17 protein-coding genes are annotated in these 17,262 nt (G+C 66.2%); 9 read left to right on the forward strand and 8 right to left on the reverse strand.

Translation table 11 applies throughout. The annotated features are described in order from the left end of the window. Positions 1-153 precede the first annotated feature (153 nt). The 4 genes from ACQG07_RS16055 to ACQG07_RS16070 form a co-directional block, all read right to left on the reverse strand. Positions 154-999 (reverse strand): transglutaminase family protein, encoded by an 846-nt coding sequence (locus ACQG07_RS16055; protein ID WP_079706431.1) that lies wholly within the window; start codon positions 997-999, stop codon positions 154-156. Beyond that, positions 996-1,925 (reverse strand): alpha-E domain-containing protein, encoded by a 930-nt coding sequence (locus tag ACQG07_RS16060; RefSeq protein WP_064295753.1) that lies wholly within the window; start codon positions 1,923-1,925, stop codon positions 996-998. Before ACQG07_RS16060 ends, ACQG07_RS16055 begins: the two co-directional genes overlap by 4 nt. Next, complete coding sequence (locus ACQG07_RS16065) at positions 1,919-3,628, reverse strand: circularly permuted type 2 ATP-grasp protein (RefSeq protein WP_124767596.1); 1,710 nt, start codon at positions 3,626-3,628, stop codon at positions 1,919-1,921. Before ACQG07_RS16065 ends, ACQG07_RS16060 begins: the two co-directional genes overlap by 7 nt. Positions 3,629-3,811: 183 nt before the next feature. Next, positions 3,812-4,753: an aldo/keto reductase gene (locus tag ACQG07_RS16070; RefSeq protein WP_426738792.1), complete on the reverse strand. Its 942-nt coding sequence runs from the start codon at positions 4,751-4,753 to the stop codon at positions 3,812-3,814. A 158-nt stretch (positions 4,754-4,911) separates the two neighbouring features. Here ACQG07_RS16070 and ACQG07_RS16075 point away from each other — a divergent pair, with 158 nt between their 5' ends. The 3 genes from ACQG07_RS16075 (at position 4,912) to ACQG07_RS16085 (ending at position 6,827) form a co-directional block, all read left to right on the forward strand. Then, on the forward strand, positions 4,912-5,352 hold the full coding sequence (locus ACQG07_RS16075; RefSeq protein WP_426738793.1) for a GNAT family N-acetyltransferase: 441 nt from the start codon (positions 4,912-4,914) through the stop codon (positions 5,350-5,352). A gap of 90 nt (positions 5,353-5,442) precedes the next feature. Further along, positions 5,443-5,874: a hypothetical protein gene (locus ACQG07_RS16080; protein ID WP_191941981.1), complete on the forward strand. Its 432-nt coding sequence runs from the start codon at positions 5,443-5,445 to the stop codon at positions 5,872-5,874. A gap of 29 nt (positions 5,875-5,903) precedes the next feature. Next, the gene (locus ACQG07_RS16085; RefSeq protein WP_426738794.1) at positions 5,904-6,827 is read left to right on the forward strand and encodes an SMP-30/gluconolactonase/LRE family protein; all 924 of its coding nucleotides are present in this window, start codon (positions 5,904-5,906) and stop codon (positions 6,825-6,827) included. A 44-nt stretch (positions 6,828-6,871) separates the two neighbouring features. On the opposite strand, the gene ACQG07_RS16090 is transcribed toward ACQG07_RS16085, so the two are convergent. Beyond that, positions 6,872-8,128 (reverse strand): NAD(P)/FAD-dependent oxidoreductase, encoded by a 1,257-nt coding sequence (locus tag ACQG07_RS16090; RefSeq protein WP_426738795.1) that lies wholly within the window; start codon positions 8,126-8,128, stop codon positions 6,872-6,874. A gap of 14 nt (positions 8,129-8,142) precedes the next feature. Beyond that, the gene (locus ACQG07_RS16095; RefSeq protein WP_426738796.1) at positions 8,143-8,448 is read right to left on the reverse strand and encodes a DUF3072 domain-containing protein; all 306 of its coding nucleotides are present in this window, start codon (positions 8,446-8,448) and stop codon (positions 8,143-8,145) included. A 136-nt stretch (positions 8,449-8,584) separates the two neighbouring features. Here ACQG07_RS16095 and ACQG07_RS16100 point away from each other — a divergent pair, with 136 nt between their 5' ends. Continuing rightward, positions 8,585-9,301: an NADPH-dependent F420 reductase gene (locus tag ACQG07_RS16100; RefSeq protein WP_194602867.1), complete on the forward strand. Its 717-nt coding sequence runs from the start codon at positions 8,585-8,587 to the stop codon at positions 9,299-9,301. Here the strand turns inward: ACQG07_RS16100 and ACQG07_RS16105 are convergent. After that, complete coding sequence (locus ACQG07_RS16105; RefSeq protein ID WP_426738797.1) at positions 9,298-10,083, reverse strand: alpha/beta fold hydrolase; 786 nt, start codon at positions 10,081-10,083, stop codon at positions 9,298-9,300. The two genes, ACQG07_RS16100 and ACQG07_RS16105, sit on opposite strands and share 4 nt — an antisense overlap. A 73-nt stretch (positions 10,084-10,156) precedes the next feature. Between ACQG07_RS16105 and ACQG07_RS16110 the strand changes: the two genes are divergently transcribed. The 5 genes from ACQG07_RS16110 to ACQG07_RS16130 all read left to right on the forward strand — a co-directional run bounded on the left by ACQG07_RS16110 (position 10,157) and on the right by ACQG07_RS16130 (position 14,840). Continuing rightward, positions 10,157-10,855 (forward strand): helix-turn-helix transcriptional regulator, encoded by a 699-nt coding sequence (locus ACQG07_RS16110; protein WP_426738798.1) that lies wholly within the window; start codon positions 10,157-10,159, stop codon positions 10,853-10,855. 52 nt (positions 10,856-10,907) lie between these two features. Then, positions 10,908-11,921, forward strand: coding sequence for an LLM class flavin-dependent oxidoreductase (locus ACQG07_RS16115; protein WP_426738799.1), 1,014 nt, complete (start codon positions 10,908-10,910; stop codon positions 11,919-11,921). Between the two features lie 555 nt (positions 11,922-12,476). Beyond that, a complete protein-coding gene (locus ACQG07_RS16120) occupies positions 12,477-13,241 on the forward strand; it encodes a hypothetical protein (RefSeq protein ID WP_426738800.1) in 765 nt (254 codons plus the stop codon). Then, positions 13,238-14,275 carry a hypothetical protein gene (locus ACQG07_RS16125; RefSeq protein ID WP_426738801.1) on the forward strand — a complete coding sequence of 346 codons (1,038 nt, stop codon included), beginning with the start codon at positions 13,238-13,240 and terminating at the stop codon, positions 14,273-14,275. Before ACQG07_RS16120 ends, ACQG07_RS16125 begins: the two co-directional genes overlap by 4 nt. Positions 14,276-14,498: 223 nt before the next feature. Then, complete coding sequence (locus ACQG07_RS16130; RefSeq protein WP_426738802.1) at positions 14,499-14,840, forward strand: flavin-dependent oxidoreductase; 342 nt, start codon at positions 14,499-14,501, stop codon at positions 14,838-14,840. Positions 14,841-14,978: 138 nt separating this feature from the next. Here ACQG07_RS16130 and ACQG07_RS16135 read toward each other — a convergent pair whose 3' ends face one another. Beyond that, positions 14,979-17,174: an AAA family ATPase gene (locus ACQG07_RS16135; protein ID WP_426738803.1), complete on the reverse strand. Its 2,196-nt coding sequence runs from the start codon at positions 17,172-17,174 to the stop codon at positions 14,979-14,981. Positions 17,175-17,262 lie beyond the last annotated feature (88 nt).

Raw genomic sequence — 17,262 nt, forward strand, 5'->3', positions numbered from 1 at the left:
CGAATCTGCCCCAGCGCGGTGCGCTGACGTGAGAACGCCTGATCGGGCGTGACCGCGGGCCGCACGCGCGGGCGCGACCCTCCGGAGACCCGCGCTCACGCGCATGACCCGCGCTCGCGTCAGCGCACCGCGCTGGCAGCAGCACCAGTCGGGTCAGGCCTCTCGGGTGATCTCGACCTTCACGAAGAGCTTCGAGCGGTAGGGGCCCGCGTACACACCACGGAGTGGGGAGACGTCACCGTAGTCACGACCCCGCCCGATGAGGACGTGACGCTCGCCCACGTCGACCATGTTGGTCGGGTCGAATCCACGCCAGTCACCGCAGAACCACTCGACCCACGCGTGCGACTCCCCCGTCACCGTCTCGCCGATCGCCGCATGCGGCTTCGGGTGCAGGTACCCCGACACGTAGCGGGCCGGGATCCCCACCGAGCGCAGCGCTCCGAGGACGATGTGCGTGATGTCCTGACAGACGCCCTTGCGGTTCGCCCACGCCTCGGCAGCGGTCGAGTACACACTCGTGACGCCCTGCACGTAGTCCATCTGCTCGCCGATCTCCCGACTGATGGCCATCGCGGCCTCGCACGGGCTCTCGTAGCGGTCGGCGATGGTCCGGGCGAGCTCGACGAGATCGTCCGGCGGGGTCGTGCGGCGGGTCTGTTCCAGGTGCTCCACCCGCGTCACAGCGGCCTGGGTCGCGATGTCGAGCTGCTCCCAGCCGGTCGGGTGCGGCTCGTGCTTGCGCGGCCGGACCTCGACGAGGCTCGTCGCCGTGAGCGAGAGCTCCTCGTGCGGCGTCAGCACCTCGAACGCCGAGACCTTCATGCCCCAGTAGTCGGTGTACGTCGACTGCGACGCCCCCGGCTGGATGTCGATGTGCGAGTACAGGACGTACTGGTCCTCGGTCGTCACCGGCAGCATGCGCGCCTCGTTGTACGAGGCGTTGACCTTGCCGCCGTAGGAGAAGCCCGTGCTGTGCTTGATGTGGAGCCGGGTCATGAGTTCTCTCCGATCCATGCGGGCACCGCATGAGTGGGGAAGTAGCGTTCGCGGATCGCCTCCGACACCTGGCTGGTGACGTTCTGCACGGCGTCCATCCGACCGGGGAGGTCGACGAGCGTGTCCTGGATGGGCCGGTACTCGAGGTCGCTGCGGATCTGACCGAGCAGGCGCTGGGCGGAATCAACCGTCCCGACGCGGCCTCGGCGCGGTTCGAGGTCGCGCATGCACTCCTCGGCCCGGCTGATGGAGAACATGACCGACCGGGGGAAGAGCTGGTCGAGCAGGAGGAACTCGGCCGCGTTCTTCGCGCTCGGCATGCCGCGGTACGTGCGCAGGTAGGCCTCGTAGGCGCCGCAGGAGCGGAGGATCGTCGTCCAGGACGGACCGCTCGCCTCGGTGAGCGACCGCGTCGCCAGGAGTCGGGCCGTCATGTCGGCGCGTTCGAGGCTGCGACCGAGGGTGAAGAAGCGCCAGGCGTCGTCACGACTCGTGGCGGAGTCGACGATGCCGACGGCGAGGGCCGAACGCTCGCGCACCCACCCGAAGAACTCGTGCACCTTGTCGCTCGCGACGCGACGCGGCATCCGGGCACGGGTCGTGTTGAGGCACTCCCAGAGCTCGGTCGACACGATCTCGCGGGCGCGCCGGGCGTTCTCGCGGGCGGCGCCGAGCGAGTAGGCGATCGACGCCGGGTGCGTGCGGTCGACGGCGAGCTGCGCGAGGACGTCCTGGCGGGTGAGCTCCTGGTCGGCGGGCGCGTCGCTGCCCATGACGGACAGCAGCGACCGGCAGGCGGTGTCCTCGTCGATCCACGGGTCCTCGAGCAGCAGCTGCAGGTGGACGTCGAGGATGCGCGCGGTGCCGTCACTGCGTTCGATGTAGCGGCCGATCCAGAAGAGGCTCTCGGCGATGCGGCTCAGCATGATGCGTCCTCCTGCGTCGACCCGTCGGCAGCGGGCTCGGAGAGCGTCTGCTGCTGTTGCTCCTGCTGGTCCTGGTTGCCGGCCGGACGGTCCTGGGGCGAGTGCTCCGGGGTCGTGCCGTGGTCGTAGATGATCGGGATCGACGTCGTCTCGGTCGTGGCCTGCTCGGCGACGAGACCCTGGATGTCGTGCGAGGACGCCTCGGGCGCCGCGTTGGGGTCGAACGGACGTCCGACGACCCAGGTGTCCTTCGAGCCGCCGCCCTGGCTGGAGTTCACGACCAGCTGCCCCTCCGGGAGGGCGACGCGCGTCAGGCCGCCGGGCAGCACCCAGACGTCGTTGCCGTCGTTCACCGCGAACGGTCGCAGGTCGGCGTGACGGGGACGCATGCCGTCCTCGACGAGCGTCGGGATGGTGGAGAGCATGACGACCGGCTGCGCGATCCAGCCGCGCGGGTCCTCCTGCAGCTTCGTCTTGAGGGTCGCGAGCTCCTCCTTCGACGCGTCCGGACCCACGACGAGGCCCTTGCCGCCGGAGCCGTCGACGGGCTTGATGACGAGCTCGTCCAGGCGGTCGAGCACTTCCTCGAGGGCGAGCGGGTCCTCGAGACGCCAGGTGTCGACGTTCGGGAGGATCGCGTCCTCGGCGAGGTAGTACTTGATGAGGTCGGGCAGATACGTGTAGACGAGCTTGTCGTCGGCGACACCGTTCCCGACCGCGTTCGCGATGGTCACGTTGCCGAGGCGCGCGGCGAGCATGAGCCCGGGCGAACCGAGCATGGAGTCGGCGCGGAACGACAGCGGGTCGAGGAACTCGTCGTCGACACGGCGGTAGATGACGTCGACGCGCGTGGGCCCGGCGGTCGTGCGCATGAAGACCTTGCCGCCGGAGCAGAAGAGGTCGCGGCCCTCGACGAGCTCGACGCCCATGAGCCGCGCGAGCAGCGTGTGCTCGAAGTACGCGGAGTTGTACACGCCGGGGGTGAGCACGACGACGTTCGGGTCCTCGACGCCGGGCGGGGCCGACGCACGCAGCGCCTGCAGAAGCTTGTTGGGGTAGTCGCCGACCGGACGGACGCGCATCGAGACGAACAGCTCGGGGAGCGTCTGCGCCATCACACGACGGTTGGAGATGACGTAGCTGACGCCGGACGGGACCCGGACGTTGTCCTCGAGGACACGCATCTGACCGTGCTCGTCGCGGATGAGGTCGATACCGGAGACCTGGATGCGGACGCCGTTCGCCGCCTGGATCCCGTAGGCCTGCCGGTGGAAGTGCGACGACGAGGAGATGAGCTTCGCGGGGATGACGCCGTCGCGTACGGCGAGCTGCGGGCCGTAGACGTCGGCGAGGAAGGCCTCGAGCGCCTTGACACGCTGCTTGATGCCGGCCTCGACCTGCGTCCACTCCTGCTGCTCGATCACCCGCGGGACCGCGTCGAGCGGGAACGGACGCTCCTCGCCGGCGAAGTCGAAGGTCACGCCCTGCGCGAGGTAGGAGCTGGCGAGGGCGTCGGTGCGGCCTCGGAGCTCCTCCTGGGTCATCCGTGCGAGGGAGCTGTAGATCTCCTGATACGCCCGCCTGGCGGTCGCACCACCTGCGTGTTCCGCCGCCTCGCCGAACATCTCGTCGAAGGCGGGAACGCCGCCCGGAGTCTTGCGCGGGGCGAGCGTGCCGCCATAGCCGTTGAACAGGTCACCCATGGGCCGACTCTACCGGGACACATGTTGCCGGGGTGTTTCGGAGCGCGGAGAGGACGCCCCACCTGCCACCGCCCCCCGGCCACCGAGCTTGTCGAGGTGCGCCCTTCGACAAGCTCAGGGACCGAAGGAGGTCGCTCAGGGACCGAAGGAGGTCGCTCAGGGACCGGCGGGGTGAAGCGAGCCCTACGCGACCGAGGCGGCGGTGAGGGCGGCCAGCTCGTCGACGGAGAGCTCGAGCGTCGCGGAGGCGAGGAGGTCGGGCAGCTGCTCGACCGTGCGGGCACTCGCGATGGGAGCGGCGACGGTCGGCTGCGAGCGGAGCCACGCGAGCGAGACCGTCGCGACCGAGACGCCGTGGGCGGCGGCGACCTCGTCGAGGACCGGCAGGAGCGCGGCGTGGTCGGCCAGGTAGGCCTGGGCTCCCTCGGCGCGGACGCTGTCGACGCTCGACCCCTCGCGGTACTTGCCCGTCAGGAAGCCCTTAGCGAGCGAGAAGTACGGCAGCACCGCGAGCTGCTCGCGCTCGGCGATCGTGCGCAGCTCACCCTCGAAGTCGCGCTCGACGAGGTTGTAGTGGGGCTGGAGGGCGATCGGGCGGTGGAGCCCCTTGGCCTCGACGATCTCGAACCACTCGGCGATGCGCGCTGCGGAGTAGTTGGAGATGCCGAGGTGGCGGACCTTGCCGGCGTCGACGAGCGACGACAGCGCGGTCACCGTCTCCTCCAACGGCACGGACTCGTCGTCGAAGTGCGCGTAGTAGAGGTCGATGTGGTCGGTGCGGAGGCGCTCTAGTGAGGCGTCGGCGGCCTTCAGGATGTTGTCGGCCGCGAGCCCCTGGAAGTCGGGGTGCTGGCTGACCTTCGTCGCGATGACGAGCTCGTCGCGGTTGCCGCGGAGTTCCTGCCACTCGCCGATGAGTCGCTCGGAGTCACCGCCGGTGTTGCCGGGTACCCACGCGGAGTAACCGTCGGCGGTGTCGATGAAGTTACCGCCACCCGCGACGTAGGCGTCGAGGATGTCGAACGAGGTCTGCCGGTCGGCGGTCCAACCGAACACGTTGCCGCCGAGGTTCAGCGGGAAGACGGACAGGTCGGACGTTCCGAGGGTGGTGCGGGCGTGAGTCATCTGATGATCCTCCAGAGGTTCGGTGCATCGCTGGTACTTCTCCTCACGCTAAGCCCGCAGACGGCTCGACTATTCCGTCGTGTCGCCCGATGACGAGCGGGCCGCCGAGGCCGGACTGGCTCTCCACGGCCCGGCAACGACCGTCCTACAGTGGGCCGATGGGCTACCGCATCGACGACTCGAAGGACCGCATCGACCGCGACATGGTCTGGGGCGCGTTGCGAGCCGTCTACTGGGCCAAGTGGCGCAGCCGAACCGACGTCGAGGCGCAGATCGACGACGCCTGGCGGGTTGTTGGTGCCTATGACGACGAGACCGGTGAGCAGGTCGGCTTCGCACGAGCGGTGTCCGACGGCGTCGGCTTCGCCTACCTCGCCGACGTGGTGGTCCTCGAGGCCCACCGCGGCCACGGACTGGGCAAGCGGATCGTGCAGGCGATGATCGACGACGGTCCCGGCGCGCACTTCCGGTGGACACTCTTCACGAGCGACGCGCACGGCCTCTACGAGCAGTTCGGGTTCACCGATCCCGGCCCGACGGCGCTCGTCCGTCCAGCCGCGCAGCTGCCCGTCCACCCGAGCCAGGCGCCGACCGCCTGAGATGCGGAGACGCGTCGCGCGACGGTGACTCGAGGACGAATCGATGCACCTCACCGCAGGCCTCCAGCCGCGACGGGCTAGCGTTGACGTATGTGGATCTCCGACGACGGCCGGTACAACATCGTCGACGTGCCCGCGGAGGCGTATCCGGGGCGCGCCTATCTGCTCGAACTCGTCGCCGGTCTCGAACCCGACGAACTCCAGACGCTCGTGACCCGCATGCAGGCGTTCGACGACGCGATGATCGACCGACTCGAGGTCCTCGTCGACGACGACGCCCCCGAGGTCGCACCGGATCCGGAACGTGAGGCACCGTACGTCGACGAGATGATCCCGCGACGCGTCCTCGACTCGATCGACTGGGACGCGATCCTCACGCCACCGTTCCGGATCGAGGCGATCGACGTCGCCGGCGACCGCTGGCGAATGGACGCGTGGGCCTTCCTGGAGTCGATCGTCGAGCCGCCCGTCACCCGACCGAGCGCCCGCAACCTCGGCTCCTCCCCCATCGACCAGGCGTAGACCGGCTCCTGCCGAATAGGCTGGGCGTCATGACCGACGACGACGTCACCATGACCGATCCTTCACCGCTGCTCGCCGAAGGAGCCGTACTCGAGCACCTGTACACGGGCGCGATCTGGAGCGAAGGGCCCGCGTGGATCGCGGAGACCGGCCGCGTGCGCTGGAGCGACATCCCGAACGACCGCATCCTCGAGTTCGACACCGCGACCGGTGAGACGGCCGTGTTCCGCGACGGCGCCGAGTACACGAACGGCCGCACGATCGACCGCGAGGGACGGGTCGTGCAGTGCAGTCACGGGCGCCGCGCGGTCGAGATCGAGGGGCCCGACGGCCCGATCACGCTCGTCGACCACTGGTCCGGCGGCCGCTTCAACTCCCCGAACGACGTCGTCGTGCACTCCGACGGCTCGATCTGGTTCACCGACCCTCCGTACGGCATCGACGCCAGCGGACGTGAGGGGCACCCGGGTGAGCAGGAGTACGACGGCTGCTACGTCTTCCGGTTCGAGCCGGACACCGGAGCGATCGAGCAGGTGATCACCGCTCTCGTCCACCCGAACGGGCTCGCGTTCTCGCCTGACGAGTCGATCCTGTACGTGTCGGACACCGGTGACGGCGCACTCCGCATCGCGGCGTACGACGTCGCGGAGGACGGCGTCTCGGTCGTCTTCGGTGACACCCCGGGACGCACCTTCGCGAGCACCGCGGTTCCCGCGTCCGACGGCTTCCGGATCGACGTCGACGGCAACGTCTGGTCGTCGGCGGGTGACGGCGTCGAGGTGTTCGACCCGTTCGGCGCGACCATCCTGCGCATCCCGGTCCCGGAGCGCACCGCGAACGTCTGCTTCGGCGACCCCGACGGCCGCACCCTCTACATCACGGCCAGCACGTCCCTCTACCGAATCCGAACCGCCACCCGCCAAAGCCCGCGAACTGTCACTCCAGCACAGTGACGGGGCGCTGGACTAGCGGTTGGTGACAGTTCGCGAGCTGGAGCTCACGCCCGACCCTGCAGAATGAGGTTCCAGTACACCCAGGGCAGGACGTAGCGGTCGGCGATGAACGTGAACCGACGCTCCTTCGCGAGTCCGTTCCAGAACGGGATCGAGGGCTTCGGGCGGTAGCGGTCGTCGAACTCGGCGAACACCACCGTCCCGCGGGAGACCGTGAACGGGCACACCGAGTAGCCGTTGTAGACCGTGCTCGGCTCCTGACCGGACCGCACGGCGACGAGGTTCTTCGCGAGGGTCTTCGTCTGTTGCCGGAGAGCTCCGCCGGACTTCGAACTCATCACCGCGGCGGCGTCTCCGAGCGCCCAGACGTCGGGGAAGCGCGGATGCCGCAGGGTCAGCGAGTCGACCTCGACGAACCCACCCGGATTTCCCGGGTCGGCGAGCGCCGTGGCCGCGAGCCAGTCGGGCGCGGACTGCGGCGGCACGGCGTGGAGGACGTCGTAGGGGATCTCCTCCCGGAGTCCGCCCGTCACGCCGTCCTGCCCGCGGTCCGGGCCGTCCTGCGGGTCGGTCTGCGCGATGGTCACCGCGCTCCGCTCCGGATCCACCGCGACGAGCTCGCGCGAGAACCGCACGTCGATGCCGTACTCGGCGACCTTGCGGTTGAGTTCGGCGTCGATCATCGGCATGCCGAACATCGTGGGTGTGGGCACGACCAGCACCACACGGATGTCGTCGAGGACGCCCGTCTGCCGCCAGTAGTCGCACGCGAGGTACATCGGCTTCTGCGCGGCACCCGAGCAACTCGCGGGGCCGGCGGGCTGCGTGAACACGACGGTGCCGGAGCGGACCGACCGGAGCACGCGCGAGGCCTTCTGCGCGTACTCGAAGGTGTAGTTGGAGATCCCGACCGGCGACGCCATCGCCTCCGTCAGACCGGGCACGGCGTCCCAGTCCTGCTGGATGCCCGGAGCGACGATGAGCTGGTCGTACTCGACGGCGGTGCCGGATTCCAGCGTCACCGTCTTCGCGACCGGGTCGATGGACTGGACCCGGTCCTGGATCCAGGTCACGCCCTTCGGCGTCACGGCGTGCTGTGGCCTCGTGGCGACCGACGCGGACGCGGTCCCGCCCGCGACGTGCGAGAACATCGGCTGGTACCGGTGGTGCTCCCGCGGTTCGATGACCGCGACGTCGTCGACGCCGTATCGCCGGAGCCTCCCGGCGACGGAGAGACCGGCGTTGCCGCCACCGATGACGACCACCTCGTGATGGAGCGGTGCCGTCCTGGGATCGGTCACGGTGGCGGCGGCGCTCAGGATCCGGACTGACCGCGACCGGTGGCGTTCTGCAGCCGGTCGATGTGTTCGGAGGCCTGCGCCTTCGTCAGGTCGGCGGGGAGCTCCTCGCCTGCCTCACGGGCCAGGGTGTCGAGGTAGCTGCGCTGCGGGCCGGTCATCGGCTCGTCGCCGGTGACCCAGTCCTCGGGGTCCTTGCTCGCGCTCGTCGAGCTGTCGTCGCCTCGTGCTCCGAGGGTCTCCTCGGTGGCGCCGATCATCTCGGGTGCACCGGAGGTCGTGGCGTCAGGGGTCGTTGCATCGGTCTGTTCTGCGTCAGTCATGCGGCAACGGTACGTCGAGCGGGCGATCGGGCAGGAGGGGTTGCGCGGCCCGAGCGATCGGTGTCGGAATAGCGACGGACGACCCCCGGTTGACCCAGGCGACCGCGTGCGGCCGCACCGTCCACGAAGGAGACCCATGTCCGACACCGCTTCCGGAACCGACCGATCCGCCGACGAGCCGACTCCGTCGCAGGGCATCACCATCGGCATCCTCGGCGCCGGCAAGGTCGGCACGGTCCTGGCACGACTCGCGGTCGCCGCCGGATACCGGGTGCTCATCAGCGGATCGCGCGACGCCGCCCGGATCGCCCTGACGATCGACGTCCTCGCGCCGGGTGCCGTCGCCACGACCGCCGCCGAGGCGGCGGCCCAGGCCGACCTCGTCATCCTCGCGCTGCCCCTCGGCAAGCACCGGTCGGTGCCCGTCGACGAGCTGCGCGGCAAGCTCGTCATCGACGCCATGAACTACTGGTGGGAGGTCGACGGACATCGAGACGACCTCAGCGCGCCGGAGACCTCGACGAGCGAGCTGGTCGCCGCCTTCCTGCCGGAGTCACGGGTCGTGAAGGCGTTCAACCACATGGGGTACCACGACCTCGACGGGGAACCGCGTCCGGCCGGCACGCCGGGCCGCAAGGGCATCGCGATCGCCGGCGACGCCCCCGCGGACCGGGCAGCCGTCTCGGCCGTGGTGGACGCCCTCGGGTTCGACCCCGTCGAGATCGGACCGCTGCGCGCGGGCGTCGTCCTCGAACCCGGACACGAGCTCTTCGGGGCGAACATCGGTGCCGACGAGATCCGCGAGGTCGCCGAGGTGCGGGCGTTGGCCGAAGCCGAGGCGGGCGTCCGCTAGGCGACGCGGCGGGTTCCAGCGTCGGATCGGTCTCGACCGTTCGGTCGCGGGGTGAGCGCCGCTGAGCGGATCACCTCCGCGAGCTCGCCGGCACGGCTCCACATCGGCCAGTGACCTGTCGAGAGGTCGACGACCTCGACGGTCGCGAGCCCCGCGACCTCGGCGAACATGGGGTGTCCGCCTCGGGCCAGGTCCAGCACCTGCGCGCCGGGGATCGAGCAGCACACCAGGGTGGTCGGGACGGCGGCGCGGGCGTCGTTGGTCAGCTCGACAGCCTGTCGGAGGACGGGCGCCGGCTCGGGGACCGCGCGGGCGCGGAACCGGTCGAGGACCTCGGCGCTCAAGCCGTCGAGGCTCGCCTGCTGCGCGAGGACGTCGAACGCCGGGAGCGGAAGCTCGTCGACGTCGTCCGGCAGGTCCGGCGCGAAGACGGTTCCTGGCGCCACCGGACCTGAGTCGACCCACACCACCCGGCGGACGAGCTCCGGACGCCGGTCGAGGAGCAGGGTGACGGGAGCGTTGGCGCCGCTGTGCGCGACGATGACGGCCGGGTGGTCCGCGGAGACGTCCCGCCGGGCGAGTACCTCCGTGATCGCGGCCACTTGGTCGTCGAGGGTCCTGCTGGACCGGTCGGGATCGGCGCCGTCGAGGCCGGGCAGGGTGATCGCGACGGTGCGCGAACGGTCGGGGTCGAGATGGTCGATGACGTCGTCCCAGGCCCAGGCGCCCAGCCAGTGGCCGGCGATGAGGACGATGGTCGGGGTGCCGTTCTGTGTGTTCATGGCTCCAGCCTGAAGCGCGCTCCAGGCAGGTGTGTGTCACTATTTCTGTCATGAATCTCGAACTCGTGAGCCGATGAAGCGGGCGGAGCGACTCCACGCCCTGTCCGAGGCACTGCGTCGGGGTGGATCGCGAGGGATCTCGGCGGAGCGGCTGGCGAGGGACTTCGGCGTCTCCGTGCGCACCGTGAAGCGGGATCTCCAGGCACTCGAGCGCAGCGGCGCGCCCATCTGGTCACGCCCGGGACCAGGCGGCGGATACGGGTTGGCCGTCGGGGCGACACTGCCACCGGTCAGCCTGTCCCCGGTGCAGGCGGTGGCGCTCATGTCGGCGGTGTCCGCGGCACCCGACGCCCCGTACGCGGATCTGGCCGCCGCCGGAGTGCAGAAGATCCTGGACGTCCTCGACCCCAGGACCCGCGCACGAGCCGACGCGCTGGCCGGTCGCATCTGGGTCGATGTACCCCCGACCGCTTCGCGCGTCGTCCGATCGGCACTCGAGGAGGCGATGGCCGAGCAGCGGGTCGTCCGCATCCGGTACACCTCGCGGGCCGGGAGCGCGACCACGCGCGACGTCGAGCCCGTGCTGTTCGCCTCGACGAACGGTCAGTGGTACCTCGTCGGATGGTGTCGGATGCGCGACGCCATGCGGTGGTTCACCGTGGCGCGCATCGAGCGAGCCAGCGTGACGTCGGCGAACTGCAGCGGCCACACGGTGGAGGAGGTCGGCGAGCCGCCGGTGACTGCGATGCCGGTCCACGGCCGGGGACGGTGACCTGCGATCCATTCAGAGGAATAGAACCACCTCGCGCGACGCTGTAGTCAGCGTGAAGAAGATCGGGTTCCTGTCCTTCGGACACTGGCAAGACGTTCCGGGCTCGAGCGTGCGCACCGGGCGTGACGCACTGCTGCAGAGCATCGACCTCGCGGTCGCGGCGGAGGAGGTCGGTGTCGACGGCGCGTACGTGCGCGTGCACCACTTCGCCCGACAGCTCGCGTCGCCGTTCCCGCTCCTGGCGGCGATGGCTGCGAAGACCTCGACGATCGAACTCGGCACGGGTGTCATCGACATGCGCTACGAGAACCCGCTCTACATGGCCGAGGAGGCGGCGGCTACCGACCTCATCAGCGACGGCCGACTGCAGCTCGGCGTGAGCCGGGGATCACCCGAGACGGCGCTCCGCGGGTCGGAGTCGTTCGGCTACGTGCCGGGCGACGACGAGACCGACGCGGACATCGCCCGCTCGCACACCGAGGTGTTCCGTGCGGCCATCGCCGGTGCGGGTGTGGCGCGTGCCAACCCGCAGATGACGGGGACCAACGGACTGCTCGCGATCCAGCCGCAGTCGCCGGAGCTCGGCGAGCGCATCTGGTGGGGCGCCGGCTCGCGGTCCACGGCGGTGTGGACGGCGGAGCAGGGCATGAACCTCATGTCGTCGACGCTCCTCACCGAGGACACCGGCGTGCCGTTCGACGAACTGCAGGCCGAGCAGATCCAGATGTTCCGCGACGCCTGGACCGAAGCCGATCACGAGTGGCAGCCTCGCGTCTCCGTGAGCCGCAGCATCCTGCCGCTCATCGACGACGAGACGCGCCGCTACTTCGGGCTGCGCGCCCAGGCCGACTCGAAGGACCAGGTCGGGCACCTCGACGGCGGACTCGCGCGCTTCGGTCGCAGCTTCATCGGCGAGCCCGACGTCATCGCCGCCGAACTCGCGAAGGACGCAGCCGTGCAGGCCGCCGACACCGTCCTCGTCACCGTCCCGAACCAGCTCGGCGTCGCTTTCAACGCGCGCATCCTGGAGTCGATCGTCAAGGACATCAAGCCCGCGATGGTCTAACAGCCCGCCGCACCAGACAGGATCGGCAGAGTCGCCGCAGATCAGAGGCCTATTTGTGGAGCGCGCCACTTCTGCATGTAGCCCCACCCGATTGCGATTGAGCCGGCGCAACGATCCCGACACAGAAAGCCCGATGCGCACATGTCGCGCATTCCTACACCAGCGGCACTACTATGTCGCCATGAGGACTCAACTCGGTAGTGCAGTACTGGCAATTTCGGTCGGCGCTATCGTCTGGGCGATCACAACCTCGCTGGGTCTTCTCGAAACACCATGGTCCATCATGGTAGCCGTGCTGATCGGACTCCTCGTAGGAACAGTGGGTTACGTAATCCTTCGACGCCGTGAGCCTGCGCACCGACGCGTGGCCTCGGGAATTCGTGCCAAGCGAAACGTTACTGTCGAAGATGTACAGACCAGTAGCAGCATGATGGGGCGGGCATCATCCGATGTCGCGTCAGACATCCATTCGGGGGGGGACGTCAACGTGCGCAGAGTTCGAGATGAGCAGAGTTGAGATCCTTCCACCTCAACTGGTCTGCCGAGATAGAGTGCGTGCGCACCTTTCTCAAAACTGGCGGAGTGTTACACATACGAGGCGACGAAGACTGCCTGCCGGGAAAGTTTATCGATGTGATCGTCGCAACAGCAGAAGATTTGCCCGCTGCCTTCACACCCTCCGTGCTCGACCCAAATAATCAGGTCACCGCGAGCCCACTCGCAGCATTTCGCGCGATCTTGAAGACGGTGGGCGGAAGCAAACCATTGTCCGCACCCCGACAAAATCTGTCCCTGTCGGTTGCCAGCGATATCCGTGCCTTCTTTGGCTCGGTAAATATCGACAATGTGCACGTGAATCTGGGGAGCGTAAACGAAGCAGAAGAACTTAGCTCACTCATCGACCTACTAAACCGAGAAATTGAGCTGGGAAGACGGTTTGATGACCTGCTTGTCATCTTCCGCAACTGCGATCAGATGGAAGAATCTCTGCGTCGCGCTTTCTACTACACCATTTGGGAACCATCGATATCGCATATGGTCCGGCTCGGTGCCAGAGTGGTCTTTCAGTATAAGCCAGTAGGCTTCAATACGAACAGTAGCTCCCTGCCAACCATGGCAACCAGCTCGATAAACCTACCATCCGAGCTTGACGGCGTCGTCGATGAATTTGCCGCGGTTGCGCTAGATTTCGCTTGGGAAAGAGATTTGCGGGACGCTCAGATACTTGCGAATGCTATTCTCGATACACATCCGACTGTGAGAGAAGTATACGACGCAATGGCGAGGCTGGACCTGCGTGAGCGGAGCACTGTCGAGTGAATGACATCGACTTGGCTCGCCGTCCGGAGGTGGTTCTTCTCGCAGCCGCTAACGCCCACACAAAATCCTCGGCATTGCATACCCTTGCAAAATTTGGCTACAGCGAGAGCATTTTGACGTCGCTGGAAATGTTCGGTCTCCTCAGCCAGAGCTCTGGCGAATGGCAATTCGAACCGCGGCTCCGCCGACGCGTGCTCGCTGATAAAGGTCGCGATGAGGACCTCTGGCTCCAAGCCAACCTGCACTACCTCGCTCTATCCCTCTCCAACCAACCAGGCTTGCCCACCTATTTATCATCTGGGCCCGGATTCGCATATCATTCCACCGAAATCGACCCCGGCGTCGGTGCACATGAATACCGCGAAGTTGCGGAAATTGAATCCCTGGCTGCGAATCTGCAGGGCCTCCGCCTAGCTGATGAGCAAGCCGATCGGGGGCTAATTGGCAAAAATTCTCCCGACTTGCAGTTCTTACGCGCGATGACTTATTATCGTTCTCAAAGACAGCCGGAAGCCGTTAAGCTTTTCCGCTCATTCATAAAGGATGATGATGGTTCGCGAGAGATCGCGATTGCGCAACACCTAGTCGCCCACTGGGAATGCCATCACGGTTCAGGTAACGGAGTCGACGAATTACCTCGCCTCTTCCGACAGAGCCTGGCCAACGGCGTGAAGCGTGGCGATAACTGGCATCAGGCCCACGTAAAACATTCGATGGCATTGTGCCTTATCAAGCAACGTCCGAAGGACGCCGAAAAAGCTGTAGCCTTGCTCCGGTCGAGCCTCGAACTCCTGGAGGGCTATGGAGACGACTGGGGACGCGCCAAGGTACTTCATTCGTTAGGACAGGTCCTGACCGGCCGACCGGAGTCTTATAGCGAAGCAAAACAGTCCCTGGAGGAGAGTCGTAATATCGGATCCTCGCTAGGATACATGAGGCACGTTCGGCAGGTGGACCTTTCCCTGCAGGAGCTCAGCGCGAAACGCCCCAGCGAGTCGACCCGCAGACGACTTGCGCGCAAGAGGCGCAGGTAGCCCCTGCAGTTCGTCGTATTCGCTCGATATAGTCCAGAGTCGTACCGGTGAGAACCCGCGGAGCCCTTCGGGCGGGCGCGTAATTAGGTACTACCCATTGATGTGACGTTGTCTCCTCTCTGGCTTGATGGGCTGGTCCCGCGTCGTCGGCAGCCTCGGTCGGCCATCTACGCGGAAGCCTCCAGTGTGGTGATCGCGGGCTCTGATTCTGGCGCCTTATCAAGTGTTCCGGGACGCGAGGGCTGAGGCCGGTGACGACTGGCAGCCGCGGGTCTGGGTGAGCCGCAGCGTGCTGCCCCTCATCGACGATGAGACGCGGCGCTACTTCGGGCTGCGTGCCCAGGTCGACTCGAAGAACCAGTTCGGACACCTCGACGGCGGACTCGCGCGCTTCGGCCGCAGCTTCATCTGCGAGCCCGACGTCATCGCCGTCGAACTCGCGGCGGACGCCGCCGTCCAGGCCGCCGACACCGTCCTGGTCACCGTCCCGAACCAGCTGGGCGTCGAGTTCAACGCTCGCATCCTCGAAGCGATCGTGATGGACATAGCACCGAGCCTGAACTAGAGGTCCGACACAGCCTCCTTCATAGGCGGAGGCGCGTCCACAGCGCGACTCTCCGCTGCGCTGCAACGCACGGTTAAGCGAACGCTCTCATCCGAGAGACGGCAGCCTGCCGGGTCGAAGAACCGAGACAGACCGCGGCTACGCTGCCGGTGAATCGAGCCCGGCGATCGACGAGTAGAGATCTCGGAGCGAACCGTCTGACATATCAATGATCGGTTCGTACATGAACGAGTTGATGTGTAGGTTCTCCGGGGTCATGAGCAACACCGATCGCAAGAGCGCGAGCTCGACGGAGGTGCCAAGTCCTCGCTGATCGAAGAGCTTGAAGAGCTCCCAGTTCTGGTTCCTAGTAATCGCATTGGTGGACGCAGGGTCGTTGATCTGCCCCAACATGTACGACTCGGAGCGAAGGCGAACCGCTATGGAGAGAACGATCTTATTGGCGAAGTTCACTCCCTCGTCTGCCTCGAGACATGCATCGGCCTCGCGGTAAATCATGTCGACCACTGACTCGCTTGGATCAGCCCACGACCGGTCTGGCAAACCTGCCAGAGCACTCTTGAAGATGGTGTCTAGCTCACCTTGCGTGATGGAAGCAGTGTCGGTCTTCCGGTGGAGCAAAGAGGTCAGCTTCAGGTAGTCCTCGTCATCGGTGCCCCGGCTGTACTCGATGAGGTTTCGAACGAAGGGTATACAGGCAATCCGCTTCATCCCATCGCTGAAAATCTCCTTCTTGAAGTCGAGCGTGAATGGGTTCTTGATGGTGTTGCCCTTCATCTCACTGAGCTTCACCCGGTCTGGGCTCTTCTCAGCCATGAAACAGTGCCCCCAACCAACGACGCCTCGGCCATAGATCGTCCTGAGGAAGTCGAAATTGTGAGTGAGGATCAGAAGCCGGAAGTTCTCTTCTTGCTCCATTTCCTGCAGGTAGTAGATGATTGCGTACTTGTTTTTGTAGTCGAAGGAGTCAGCGATGTCATCGATGACGAAGAGTGCCAGCTCACCGGTGCCGCGCCGAGCCTCTACTTCGAACAGGATGTTCAGGATGTACAGAGCCTTCTTCTCGCCGGTGCTCAGCACTTGGAGCAAGTGTTCCCGGTCGACGCGGGATGACCCGCCACCGTCCTTGAACTCGAAATCCAGCGTCAGGAAAGGCTCTTGAGCAAGCATCACCTTCTCCCGATTCCGAGGAACGAGCGTGAACGGAACGGAGAACCGCGTGTTGAAAAGCTCGATCACCTCCTCCCAGCGCGTTCGCTCGGCCGCTGCCTGCTTCAGGATCGCTTTGCGCCGCTCCTCAGATGACTTGTGACTAGCCACCGCCTCTGAGAAGAGCTGTTCCGACACCTTCAGGTACGAGACCCAGAGCTTCTCTTTGAACAGCTCGACGTTCTGGAACTGGGCAAGGAGCTCAGGCCGATCGGAAACCAGCTTGAAGAAGTCGCGAGTGGCCTGATTGGCATTCAGGGCCTTCTCCAGCGCCCCAAGTCGCTTTGTCAGCTCATCGTCGTCCGAGATCCGCTGCTTCTCCTCGGCGATCAGGGCCGTTAGCTCCTTCTCGCTCGAAACCTCTCGTGGACTCTCGTCGCCCGAGAGGAGTAGCGCGTGCTTGGCCTTAAAGTATCCCTGGCTGACCAGGCTCCTACTCACCGTTTCGGCGTTGTAGTAGGTGAATGATGCCCGACTGAAGAAGATCGAGCGATCCAGCAACTCGTTGAGCCGGGTGACATAGTCGCTGAGCGAATCTCGAAGTGCGGGGTCGGCCAATACCTTCTCGACGCTGGCGTTGAAGAGCGTGTCGTAGGGGAGGTCGGCGAACGGCGTGTCTTCCAGCTGCTCGACCTCATAGCTGACCCGGGCCAAGGCGCCGAAGAAGTTGTCGTCTTGCTTCGTGAAGACCTGTGACACGAGCATTGCGACATCTTGCTTTGTCCGAGCAGTCTTCTTCAGCTCCTTGGTCAGCGCGAGCTCAAGCTTCATCAGCTCTTTGTTGATGACTTCGAACTCGGTGCGAAGCGGCGCGTTGACGAGGAGTGTCGAAGCGAACTCGTCCGGTGCGTACTGCTCGTCGTAAGCCAGGAAGACGGCAACGCTCGAAGGGTCTGGCTGTGCCCCGTCCTCATCGACGATCTTGCGGACCGTCTCACGATCCGTGAAGACATGATCGGCTGAGTCTTTCCCTCGAGAGAAGTCAAGAAAGGTACGGGCGAAGCTCGACTTCATCGTCCCGTTCGGCGCGTAGATGGCCACGGCTCGCTTCCGGTCAAACGGGAGCACCGCATCGAGCTCTCGAACCCCGTGGCAGTTGCGAAGCTCGATGTGAAGAGTCTGCATGACTGGAGCCTAGCGAGGGACCTGCCTCCGGAGCGAGGGACCTGCCTCCGGAGCGACGATCCGGGAGGCAGATCAGCCAGAATCAGGG

Source organism: Plantibacter sp. 2H11-2, from assembly GCF_050031945.1.
GTDB lineage: Bacteria > Actinomycetota > Actinomycetes > Actinomycetales > Microbacteriaceae > Plantibacter > Plantibacter auratus.

What these genes read in the sequence shown, in the direction of transcription:
- ACQG07_RS16055 (WP_079706431.1), bottom strand. Translation starts at nt 999, where the DNA reads ATGACCCGGCTCCACATCAAGCACAGCACGGGCTTCTCCTACGGCGGC.
- ACQG07_RS16100 (WP_194602867.1), top strand. Translation starts at nt 8,585, where the DNA reads ATGTCCGACACCGCTTCCGGAACCGACCGATCCGCCGACGAGCCGACT.
- ACQG07_RS16085 (WP_426738794.1), top strand. Translation starts at nt 5,904, where the DNA reads ATGACCGACGACGACGTCACCATGACCGATCCTTCACCGCTGCTCGCC.
- ACQG07_RS16060 (WP_064295753.1), bottom strand. Translation starts at nt 1,925, where the DNA reads ATGCTGAGCCGCATCGCCGAGAGCCTCTTCTGGATCGGCCGCTACATC.
- ACQG07_RS16110 (WP_426738798.1), top strand. Translation starts at nt 10,157, where the DNA reads ATGAAGCGGGCGGAGCGACTCCACGCCCTGTCCGAGGCACTGCGTCGG.
- ACQG07_RS16065 (WP_124767596.1), bottom strand. Translation starts at nt 3,628, where the DNA reads ATGGGTGACCTGTTCAACGGCTATGGCGGCACGCTCGCCCCGCGCAAG.
- ACQG07_RS16080 (WP_191941981.1), top strand. Translation starts at nt 5,443, where the DNA reads ATGTGGATCTCCGACGACGGCCGGTACAACATCGTCGACGTGCCCGCG.
- ACQG07_RS16095 (WP_426738796.1), bottom strand. Translation starts at nt 8,448, where the DNA reads ATGACTGACGCAGAACAGACCGATGCAACGACCCCTGACGCCACGACC.
- ACQG07_RS16135 (WP_426738803.1), bottom strand. Translation starts at nt 17,174, where the DNA reads ATGCAGACTCTTCACATCGAGCTTCGCAACTGCCACGGGGTTCGAGAG.
- ACQG07_RS16070 (WP_426738792.1), bottom strand. Translation starts at nt 4,753, where the DNA reads ATGACTCACGCCCGCACCACCCTCGGAACGTCCGACCTGTCCGTCTTC.
- ACQG07_RS16075 (WP_426738793.1), top strand. Translation starts at nt 4,912, where the DNA reads ATGGGCTACCGCATCGACGACTCGAAGGACCGCATCGACCGCGACATG.
- ACQG07_RS16105 (WP_426738797.1), bottom strand. Translation starts at nt 10,083, where the DNA reads ATGAACACACAGAACGGCACCCCGACCATCGTCCTCATCGCCGGCCAC.